General features: G+C 71.1%; 10 protein-coding genes and 1 pseudogene. 9 read left to right on the plus strand and 2 right to left on the minus strand.

Annotated elements, in window-relative coordinates; genetic code table 11:
• Positions 1-448: 448 nt before the first annotated feature.
• The 3 genes from I4I78_RS24425 (at position 449) to I4I78_RS33955 (ending at position 4,339) form a co-directional block, all read left to right on the plus strand.
• Positions 449-1,699, plus strand: a complete 1,251-nt coding sequence (locus I4I78_RS24425) for a DUF418 domain-containing protein (protein WP_218613826.1) — start codon at positions 449-451, stop codon at positions 1,697-1,699.
• Positions 1,696-3,462 (plus strand): CocE/NonD family hydrolase, encoded by a 1,767-nt coding sequence (locus I4I78_RS24430; RefSeq protein WP_226380355.1) that lies wholly within the window; start codon positions 1,696-1,698, stop codon positions 3,460-3,462. Before I4I78_RS24425 ends, I4I78_RS24430 begins: the two co-directional genes overlap by 4 nt.
• 184 nt (positions 3,463-3,646) lie before the next feature.
• On the plus strand, positions 3,647-4,339 hold the full coding sequence (locus I4I78_RS33955; RefSeq protein ID WP_308252330.1) for an AMP-binding protein: 693 nt from the start codon (positions 3,647-3,649) through the stop codon (positions 4,337-4,339).
• Between the two features lie 54 nt (positions 4,340-4,393).
• Here I4I78_RS33955 and I4I78_RS24440 read toward each other — a convergent pair whose 3' ends face one another.
• Positions 4,394-4,885, minus strand: coding sequence for a MarR family winged helix-turn-helix transcriptional regulator (locus I4I78_RS24440; RefSeq protein ID WP_308252327.1), 492 nt, complete (start codon positions 4,883-4,885; stop codon positions 4,394-4,396).
• A 135-nt stretch (positions 4,886-5,020) separates the two neighbouring features.
• On the opposite strand from I4I78_RS24440, the gene I4I78_RS24445 reads away from it, so the two are divergent.
• The 6 genes and pseudogenes from I4I78_RS24445 to I4I78_RS24470 all read left to right on the plus strand — a co-directional run bounded on the left by I4I78_RS24445 (position 5,021) and on the right by I4I78_RS24470 (position 10,051).
• Positions 5,021-5,773, plus strand: coding sequence for an SDR family NAD(P)-dependent oxidoreductase (locus tag I4I78_RS24445; RefSeq protein ID WP_226380357.1), 753 nt, complete (start codon positions 5,021-5,023; stop codon positions 5,771-5,773).
• A 20-nt stretch (positions 5,774-5,793) separates the two neighbouring features.
• A complete protein-coding gene (locus tag I4I78_RS24450) occupies positions 5,794-6,741 on the plus strand; it encodes an NAD-dependent epimerase/dehydratase family protein (RefSeq protein ID WP_218613828.1) in 948 nt (315 codons plus the stop codon).
• Positions 6,738-7,595, plus strand: coding sequence for an alpha/beta fold hydrolase (locus I4I78_RS24455; RefSeq protein ID WP_218613829.1), 858 nt, complete (start codon positions 6,738-6,740; stop codon positions 7,593-7,595). Before I4I78_RS24450 ends, I4I78_RS24455 begins: the two co-directional genes overlap by 4 nt.
• 402 nt (positions 7,596-7,997) lie before the next feature.
• Positions 7,998-8,927: pseudogene (locus tag I4I78_RS24460) on the plus strand (NADP-dependent oxidoreductase).
• Positions 8,928-9,043: 116 nt separating this feature from the next.
• A complete protein-coding gene (locus tag I4I78_RS24465; protein WP_218613830.1) occupies positions 9,044-9,622 on the plus strand; it encodes a TetR family transcriptional regulator in 579 nt (192 codons plus the stop codon).
• A 21-nt stretch (positions 9,623-9,643) separates the two neighbouring features.
• Positions 9,644-10,051: a DUF6640 family protein gene (locus I4I78_RS24470; RefSeq protein ID WP_308252331.1), complete on the plus strand. Its 408-nt coding sequence runs from the start codon at positions 9,644-9,646 to the stop codon at positions 10,049-10,051.
• Here I4I78_RS24470 and I4I78_RS24475 read toward each other — a convergent pair.
• Positions 10,048-10,483 (minus strand): ROK family protein (locus I4I78_RS24475; protein ID WP_218613832.1); only part of this gene is annotated, 436 nt, incomplete at its 5' end. The genes I4I78_RS24470 and I4I78_RS24475 overlap by 4 nt on opposite strands.

Here is a 10,483-nt window from a genome sequence, read left to right on the forward strand (position 1 = left end):
GTCCCAGTATCCGAGTCTGCAGTCGCGGCTCGGCGGACGCGCACGACGTGCGGAGATCCCAGCACCCACGTCCCGAGGGTCACCCACGGAAACGGCCGGCCAGCCGCGGATGCGGCTCCGCCGCTGCGGTTCTCGGTGATCGTCTCGTTCATGATCGAATTTTCCCTGTGAGTGCGATGCGAGTGCGTGAGCGCATCCGGATCGCTCACAGCGGTCCCCGGGATGGGTCTCGGCGAGCACCGCGGCAGCTCGCCGGGCGGCCGTCGCCTCGCCTCCGGCGGCGTCGAGGTTCGCCTGAAGGCACCCGGAGTGATCACGAAGCGCTGCCGCGCATTCGCAGGTCCCTGACTCGTGCACACGGACGGTGCTGCTTGCTCCGTCTTCGGTCGGACGGCGCCGGTCGTTCGACTGATGTGGGTAGCCGGACGGCCTGCCTAGCGTCGATTGCATGACGAGAGCACGCCCGTCCGTTCCCGGGCCGGTCGCCCCGACCCCCGACAGCGAGCGCCTACTGGCCCCCGACCTCGCGCGCGGCGTGATGCTGCTGCTCATCGCGCTGGCCCACTCGCGGATGCTGCACGCGGGCGGGAACGCCTACAACGCCCCCGCCGGCGGCGGCCCGCTCGACGTCGCGGTCCAGGCGCTGCTGACATCGCTGGTGGACGGCCGGGCAGCGCCGCTGTTCGGATTCCTGTTCGGGTACGGCCTGGTGCAGATGACCCGGCGCTACTCGGGCCCCGGCGGGGATCCGGCCGGGGCCCGACGACTGATCCGCCGGCGTGGCTTCTGGTTGATCGTGTTCGGCGTCGTACACGTCGTGCTGCTCTACAGCGGGGACGTGATCGGCTCCTACGGGGTGATCTCGCTGCTGTTCGCCGGCGCGGTGGCCTGGTCCGGGCGCAGGCTGTGGGCGGCCGCGGCGGTGGTTCTCGTCGTCGGCGCCGCGCTGGCCGCGGTGATCCAGCTGGGGGGCGGGTCCGAACCGCCGTTGCCGGTCGGGGCGACCCTGATCGAGAGCGCGCTGGTCCGGATGACAGCGCTCCCGGTGTTGCCGGTCGCCGCGATCGCCGCGGCGGCACCCGTCTTCATCGGTATCTGGGCCGCGCGGATGCGGTTGCTGGAGCAGCCCGGCAGGTTCCGGCCGCTCCTGCGCGGGGTGGCGCTGATCGGGTTCCCGGTGGCCGTGCTCGGGGCACTGCCGGTCACCCTGCAGGCGGTGGACGTCTGGCACCCGCAGTCCTCGACCGTCGTCGCCGCCGGGTTCGCCCTGTTCAGCGCGACCGGCATCGCCGGCGGCCTCGCCTACGCGGCGACGATCGCACTCGTCGCGGTCCGGGTCGGCAACCGGCGCGGCCGGGTCACTACGGCACTGGTGGCCTGCGGACGGCGGTCGATGACCTTCTACATCGCCCAGTCCCCGGTGTGGCTGGTGCTCACCGAACCGTCGCTCGTCGGGCTGCACGGCGAGCTCGGCGCGGCGACGGCCGCCGGGATCGGCGTCGCGGCGTGGGTGGCGACCGTGCTCGTCGCCGGCCTTCTGCACCGCAGCGGACGGCGCGGACCGGCCGAGGCCCTCATCCGGCGACTGACCTACCGCCACCGAACCACGAGCGGTCCGTCGGGTACGAGCTCCCGCCGGAACGAGACCGAGCCGCCGACCGAGCGGTGGGCGGCCCCAGACCACGGGAGAACCCGATGACCACTGAGGAAGCGCACACCGAGATGATCACCCGATACGGCCGACCGCTGCGCGGGCCGAAGGCTCCGGGATCGGGGATCGCCGTGAGGACGGTCCTGACCGCGGGTGTCCTGTCCTTGGCGCTGCTCACCGGTTGCAGCGACGTCGCCGCGGCGCCGTCCGCCGCCGTCGCCTTCGACACGGAGCCGGTCACACACGCGCAGAACGACCGCGTCCCCGAAGGAGCGCGGTGGACCCAGCACTACTTCCCGACCGCCGACGGCGTGGAGTTGCACGCAGACGTCCTACTGCCCGAGGATCTGCCCGCCGGCGCGAAGGTGCCGGTCGTGCTGTCGGCGGGCAGCTACTTCGGACACTCCGGGCAGCTCACTGTCGAAGGACTCCCGCACACCGGGCCCTCAGCCCGCTTCGCGGACCTGATCGCTGAGGGCGGCCTGCTCGAGCGGGGCTACGCCCTGGTCATGGTCGACTCGCGCGGTTTCGGCGGCTCCACCGGATGCGCCGAGGCACTCGGCGGGCCCGCCGACCAGGCCGACGTCACGGCAGCGCTCGACTGGACCGCGGCCCAGCCGTGGTCCACCGGCTCGGTGGGAATGTATGGCAAGTCGCTCGACGGTGTGACCGCTCTGGTCGGGAACAACCTGCGGCATCCGGCGCTGAAGGCGGTGATCGCACAGGAACCGATCTGGGACATCCAGCGGAACATGCGCTCCGGCGGGGTGCCCCGTTCGACGGTCGTGTCCGTGCCGACCGTCTACAACACCGTCGCCACACAGCCGCAGATGCCCGACGACGACCCCCGCTACCGGGCGAACGCCGCGTGGGACACCCCCGCCGGGCCGCACCCGGAGTGTCCAATTCTCAACTCGGCCTCATACATGGAGCCGAATCCGAAGGCGCAGACCTGGACGATCCGCAATCTCGCGGAGCGGGCCAGAGGCACCACCACGCCGTTGTTCCTGACGCAGGGTTTCCTGGAGTGGAACACCGAAGCCGAGGGCATGGCCGAGTTCCTCGCCAACCACGACGGCCCGCAACGGGCATGGTTGGGCCAGTGGGACCACAAGCGCGGTGGCGAGCGCACCGCGGACGGACGTCTCCAGCTCGGTCGCGAAGGCTGGTTCGACGAGGTCTTCTCCTTCTACGATCAGCACCTCAGAGGGACGGCGCCGACCGTGCGCTACCCCGACGTCGTTGTCGAGGACAGCACCGGCGCCTGGCGCGCCGAGGCGAGCTGGCCGCGAACGGACCGGACCGCGTCCGTGCGCCTGGGCGGAGGCACCTACACCGACGACGGAGCCACCTCCGCGTTCACCCGACGGTCCGAGCCCGTCGGGGCGCCCACCCGGCTCACGGGTACCCCGACCGCCACAGTGACCGCCCCGGGCGCCGGCAACGTCATGGTCCGGCTGCACGACGTCGCGCCCGACGGCAACGCCGTCATGATCAACCAGCAGGTCTCGGTGCTCCGCCCCGGTGACACGCGGCTGCAGCTCAAGTCCATGGACTGGACGTTGGGTGCGGGCCACTCGCTTGCCGTGGACATCGGCACGGTCCGACCCGGCGTCCCCTTCACCAACGACTGGCTGCCCGCGGTGTCGAGTCAGCGGGTGACGGTTCTGGGCGCTCGCCTCGACCTCGCGCTCGACGACCCGTCCAAGGACGCACGGCTCCCCGGGACCCCGGCACCCTGGTTGGACCTGTACCGGCAGACCCACACCGCAACGCCCGCGGCGGGGACACCGAGCTTCCGGCTGCCCTGACCGACGACGACATCGGGGGAGCTCTCCGGTCGGGCAACGAGACGTTGGCCGAGCACATGCGTCACCCACTGAACGTGAGCCGAACGAGCGTGCCGGCCTGCCCGGATCGCGCGTGACGGGAAGCGTGCAGATTCCACGCCGGGAGATCAGTCGATCAGCCTGATCTCCCGGCGGTAGAGCAAGGATCAGCTGTTACGGCTCCACCGAGACCGGAGGTGTGGCCATCATGGGTCGGCTCGACGACCCACCGGAAGAGCGGTTCACCTCGGGCAAGCCGTTCAGCGGGGTCGAGGCGCAGGTCCGCGACCCCGCGACGGACGAGGTGGCGCCTGCGGGCGCGAGCGGGCTGCTCCACATCCGCGGGTTCAACCTCTTCCAGGGCTACCGCAACGACCCGCAGAAGACCGCGGCGAGCTTCGATGCCGAAGGATGGTTCTGCACGGGCGACCTGGCCTCGATCGACGCGGCCGGCAACCTCACCTTCCGCGGCCGGATCAAGGACATGCTCAAGGTGGGTGGGGAGAACGTCGGGTGCCTGGAGGTCGAGGCCTACCTCACCACCCATCCCGACATCCAGCTCGCCTGCGTCGTCGGAGTCCCCGACCCCCGCTACGGTGAGGTCCCGGCCGCGTTCGTCGAGGTGCGCCGGGGCGCTGACGTCACCGCCGACGAGGTGGTCGAGTACTGCCGGCGAGGGCTGGCCAAGTACAAGGTGCCCCGCCACGTCCGCTTCACCGCGGACTGGCCGATGTCCGCGACGAAGATCCAGAAGTTCCGGCTCCGGGACGGGTTGCTGGCCGAACTCGGTGCCGTGTCGAGTGACGCCGTGCCGGCAGCTCGGTCCGCGACGCCCGACGACCCGCCCCTCGCCGTCTGAACGGCACAGGCGAGACAGATAGATCATGGCGCCGCAGCGCGGACGACTGGCGCGTCAGCAGTCTGCTTCGTCGGGGGCGACGGAGTCGCGTTGTGCGGTCCGGGCGACGCGCGACAGCAGTGTGCGCAGCTGGTGGGCGTCGTGGTCGTCGAGGTCGGTGAGCAGGCGGGTCTCGGCGACGGCCAGGCTGTGGCGCACCTGGTCGAGGCGTGCCCGTCCGGTGTCGGTGATCAGGACCAGGCGGGCGCGGCGGTCGCGGGGATCGGGCCTGCGCGTGACCAGCTCGTGGGCTTCGAGGTCGTCGAGGAGGTAGGTCATCACGGTGCGGTCCAGGCTGACCGCCTTGGCGAGGGCGAGCTGGGAGGGCGGCTCGCCGCCGGCAAGGGCGACCAGGACGAGGTAGGCCCGTGCGCCTCCGGGCAGGTCGGCGACGGATTCGGTCGCCACGCGACGGAACGCCGAGGAGACCAGACGGATGGCCCAGCCGAGATCGGTGTCCAGCCCCGAGCCCGCGATGTCGCCCCCGCCGGGCATGGCCGCACTCACGGGTGCAGCGTAGCAGCATGAGCTCGTCGACAGATGTTCTTGCCGACAGACGATCTGTCCTGCATAGTGGGTTCGGTAGCGGCGTCGCGTATGTGATCCACACGGCGTCCCATGACCACGACCGCAGGAGTGACGTTGAGCACCAGCACTGGCCTGCAGGGCCGTACCGCACTCGTGACCGGGGCGACCTCGGGGATCGGTAGAGCCGTCGCGGAGAACCTGGCCCGCCAGGGCGCGACGGTTGTGTTGCACGGGCGCGACCAGGCGCGGGGCGAGGCCGTGGTGAAGGAGATCGTGGCCGAGGGTGGCGCCGCGCGGTTCGTCCCCGCCGACCTCACGGACGCCGAGGACACGCTGCGCCTGGCCGCCGAGGCCGGGGCGGTGGACATCCTGGTCAACAATGCGGGCCTGTACGAGTTCGTCCCGACCGCCGCGACGGACGCGGCAAGCTTCGACCGGCAGATCGCGGTCAACACCCGCGCCCCGTTCCTGCTGGTCGGCGCGCTCGCGCCGGGCATGGCCGAGCGCGGGCACGGTTCGATCGTGATCGTCGGTTCCGATGCGGCTCGCCGGCCCGCCCCGGTCGGTGCCGCCTACGGCGCGTCCAAGGCGGGCGTGGAGGTCCTCACCCGCTACTGGGCCACCGAGTTCGGGGCATCCGGCGTGCGTGTCAACGCCGTCTCCCCGGGCCCGGTCCACACCGAGGGCACCCGGGCGATGCTCGGCGAGCACATCGCGGTCCTGGACGCGACCAACGCGCGCGGCCGTGCCGGTGGCCCGGCGGAGATCGCCGAGATCGTCTCGTTCCTGGCCGGTCCCGCCAGCTCCTATGTCAACGGTGCCGTCCTGTTCGCCGACGGCGGCGAGCGCAGCAACCTGCCGTCCTGACCCCTCAGAGGTTGCGCGCCATGAACATCTTCATCATCGGTGCCACCGGCTTCGTCGGCGGCGCCCTCGCCCACCACCTGTCCGCCGAGGGCCACACGGTCGCCGGCCTGGCCCGCACCGCGACCGCCGCCGCCGACCTTCGCGCCCGGGGCATCACCCCGGTCGCCGGAGACCTGGACGAGCGCCGCCCGGCCGTCCTGGAGGCTGCGCTGCAGGCGGACGCCGTCGTCTACGCCGCCCAGGCCGGACAGGAGCAGGAGACCGCGACCGTCCAGGACCTGACTCGCACGCTGGTCGGGACGGGCGCGACGCTGGTCTTCCTGTCAGGCAGCGGGGTACTGCTGCAGCGCACCGCCGGTGCCTGGAGCCCGGACGTGTACGCCGAGCACGAGACGTTCACGCCCGAGCCGCTGGCCGAGTTCCGCAAGGCCGCCGAGGACACGGTCCTGGCCGCCGCCTCCGAGGGACTGCGTGCGATGGTCGTCCGTCCCGGTCTGATCTGGGGTCCCGGCGACCACGGCCACACGTCGATGATCTACCGGTCGGTCGCCCTGACCGGCGCGGCCTGTTACGTCGGCGACGGCCTGAACACCTACGGCCACGTCCACATCGACGACGTGACGCACCTGTTCGGCCTCGCGCTGGAGAAGGGCCGACCGGGAGGGCTCTACCACGCGGTGGCCGGCGAGGCGCCCAACCGCTGGATCGCCGAACGCGTCGCCGCCGACCTCGGTGTGGAGACGCGCAGCGTCACCCCCGAGGAGGCCGCCGGGGTGTGGGGCGAGTTCGGCGCCCTCGTCATGGCCGCCTCCAGCCGGATCCGCGTCGTCAGCTCCCGGCACGAACTCGGCTGGCGACCCCGGCACACCGACATGCTGACCATGGTCGGCGAGGACCGCCTGCGTCGTCTCGCGGCGCCCGGCACACACCTCGACCACGTCCACCTCGACGGAAGGGCCTCCTCGTGAGCACTCCCGACTGGCTTCCCGACGGCTTCCGCGTCCAGCGGATCGCCGCCAACGACACCTACCTCTCGGTCGCCGTCGGCGGCAGCGGACCGGTCCTGGTCCTGCTCCACGGCTGGCCGCAGACCTCCCGCGCCTGGGCCCGCGTCATGCCGGCGCTCGCCCACGACCACACCGTCGTGGTCCCCGACCTGCGCGGCACCGGTGCCAGCGACCGCCCCGGAGGCGGCTACGCCAAGACCGACCAGGCCGAGGACATGCGCGGCCTGCTGCACGCGCTGGAGCTGGCCGGGCCGGTGGCCGTGGCCGGGCACGACATCGGTGCCATGGTCGCGCTCGCCTGGGCCGCCGCCCATCCCGCCGACGTCTCCCACCTGGTCCTCGTCGACGCCCTCCTGCCCGGCCTCGGCCTGGAGGAGGCCATGAACGTCGCCGAGGGCGGCATGTGGCACTTCGGATTCTTCATGACCCCGCACGTGCCCGAGATGCTTCTCGACGGCCACGAACTGGAGTTCTTCACCGCCACGTTCACCGCCATGGCCAACCCCGGCACCTTCAGCGACGACGACCTCGCCGCGTACGCACGCGAGTACACCGGTCGAGAGCGTCTGCGCGGCGGCTTCGCGCACTACCGCACCCTCCTGGAGGACGGACGGGAGAACCGCGCGCTGCTCGCCGAGAAGAAGCTGCCCATGCCCGTCCTGGCCATCGGCAGCACCCACTCCGGCACCTCCACGGCCCAGGCCCTGGCCCCGCACGCCGACGACGTGCAGGGCACGGTCGCCCCTACCGGGCATTTCGTCGCCGAGGAGGACGCCGACTGGTTCACCAAGGCGGTGACCGAGTTCCTCACCTGATCCTCGAACAGGATCGCCAGAGGATCGAGCGAGGGGCCACCATGCCGGGTCACCGCCGCTTGCTTGGTCCGCACCACTCCACCAACCAGAGAAGGTTGACGTCGCGGCGCGACATCAGTGCTACAGTGATGTCACACCGCGACAACAGCATGGCGAGATCGGCGTGGAAGAGCCCGCGGGGTGTTGATCGGACTTCATACGAGAACGGATGACTCACATGTTGAGTACCGACGACCGATTACAGATCACCGAGACCCTCTCCTTGCACGGGCACATTCTCGACGGGGCACATCTGGACCGTCTGGAAGAGATCTTCACCCCAGAGGTCGTATTGCGCCGGCACAACGGTTGCTGGCGGATCAGCCACCGGATCGTCACGGCATTGAACAGGGAGGGGAAGTCATGAAGGCGATCCGGTTCGAGCAGTACGGCCCGCCGGATGTGCTTGCCCTCGTCGACATCGATGAGCCACACGCGGGGCCGGGTCAGGTTCGCATCGAGGTGCGTGCTGCCGGGGTCAACGGTCTGGACTGGAAGATCCGCGCAGGTCACATGCGGCAGATGTTCGATGTTCGGTTGCCCAGCGGTACGGGGTCGGACGCGTCCGGCGTCGTCGACCAGGTCGGTGACGGCGTGTCCGACGTCGAGGCCGGCGACGCGGTGTTCGGTATCGGCTCCGGCGTCGTCGCCGAGTAGGCGGTGCTCGATGCCTGGGCGCTGAAGCCGGACAGCCTGTCCTTCGAGGAAGCTGCCGGGTACCCGATCCCGGTCGAGACGGCGTTCCGCATCCTCGACCAGGTCGGCCTCGAGCCCGGCGCCACACTGCTGGTCAGTGGCGCTTCGGGTGGCGTCGGCACCGCCGCCGTCCAGATCGCCCGTACGCAGGGAATCACCGTGATCGGTACGGCGAGCCCGGCCAATCAGGACTACCTCCGGAAGCTGGGTGCGCTGGCGACGACATACGGGGACGGGCTCGTCGACCGGGTGCGCGCGCTGGCGCCGAATGGTGTCGACGCTGCGCTGGACGTGTCCGGCTCGGGCGTCATCGCGGACTGCATCGAGCTCACGGGCAACCCGTCCACAGTCGTGTCCATCGCGGATGTCACCGCTCCTGAGCTCGGAGCACAGATGTCGTTCGCGCCCACCGACATCTCCGCCGCGTTGCGTGCTGCCGCCACGCTGCACGTCGAAGGTGCGCTGCACATCCCGGTCGAGACGACGTTCTCGCTGGTCGACACCGCGGCCGCGCAGGCGCACAACGAGGACGGGCATGCTGCGGGACGGACCGTCGTCGTCCTTCCCACCGATGTTGCTCGGGGCAGGTTCGGATGAGGTTGTCCTCGACGACCCGGTCGTCGCGGCGACGCGCGCGGCGTCGGCCGGGGACACCGTCCAGGCGTGGACCGAGCTGTGTCGTGGCGCGACATGACGCCGGTAGGGTGGAGACCATGCCCCGCTGGGAACAGGGCAGCGCGGACCGACTGACGAGGGCCGCCCTGGAGCTGTTCGAGGAACAAGGTTTCGACAGCACGAGCGTCGTCGAGATCGCCGACCGCGCGCGTGTCACGACCCGCACGTTCTTCCGGTATTTCCCGGACAAGGCCGAGGTGCTGTTCGCCGAGTCGGAGCGGATACGCGCAGCGCTCGTACAGGGAGCACTCGATGCCCCCGACGTCTCGGAGCCGCTGCACGTCGTGACCGCGGTCCTGGCCGAGTTCGACTGGAGCGGTCCCGGCATGGAGATGCAACGCCAGCGCAATGCCGTGATCGCGGCCAACCCGGGACTGCTGGAACGTGACCTGATCAAGCAGCACCACATCGCGATGGGGTTCATCGAAGCCTTGCAGCGCCGCGGGGTGGAGGCGACGGCGGCCCGTCTCGCCGCGCGCGTGGGGACCCAGGTGTTCTCGGTCGCGTACGCCCAATGGGTCGAGAGCGACGGCGGGGCGGACCTGGCGACACTCAACGACGCTGCGATGGCCGTGCTCGAGGGACTCGTGCCCACCCGTCGAGCCGGAACGTCCTGACGGCCGGTCGTTCCCCACCTCATCGCAGCGGGGACGACCGTCGGGCCGCTCGTCGTCGATGCCGTGCTGCCTGTGACGGCCCGACAGCACCTGCGCAATCCGCGTTGGCCTGCGCACGCCAAGTTCCACAACGCGCAGTACATCGTCATGAGCGCGGTGCTCGGCGTCGTCGGGCTGCGGCTGGTGAACTCCCCCCACGGGGACCCGGACCACAATCTGCTGACGGCAACGGCGATGTTGTCCGCACCCTGGCTGGGGATGTACGGCGCCGCCGCATTCCCGGGTACTGCGCTGATCGACCAGGAGTTCCGCGACTCGCCGGCCAACACGTTCAGGGGTGTCGAGGTCAACATCCTCGTGGGTTCGATCTGCCTGTCGCTGCTGGGGGTCTCGCTCGCGCTGGGGCGTCGGCCCCGCCGGACCCTCTAGGCGATCGACGGGTCCTCCGCCGTCCGGGTGCCGAGCAACCGGTCGGGGTCGTCGACGACCTGGCCGAGGGCGGCGCGCGCGGCGCCGATCGCCGTGGCCAGCGGGCCGTGGGCGGACGCCGTCACCCGCAGGTCCGGCGCCACCGTCGGGCAGCGGCGGACGATCTCCTCCCGGACGGCGGGAACCATACTGTCGGCCAGCTCGGCGTAGGTGCCACCGAGGACCACCGTCGTCAGGTCGACGACGTTGATCACCGAGGAGAGCGCGACACCGAGGGTCGCGCCGGCTCGCTCGAGCGCGGCGGTCACCGAGGCGTCGCCGCGACGGGCCGCGGCCCGCAGCGCCGGCAGGTCGGTGGCCGCGGCGTCGGAGAGCAGGGCCGGTAGGCCCGCGTACTGCTCGACGCAGCCGGTCCCGCCACACCCGCAGGGA

This window comes from Pseudonocardia sp. KRD291, from assembly GCF_019263595.1.
Lineage (GTDB): Bacteria > Actinomycetota > Actinomycetes > Mycobacteriales > Pseudonocardiaceae > Pseudonocardia.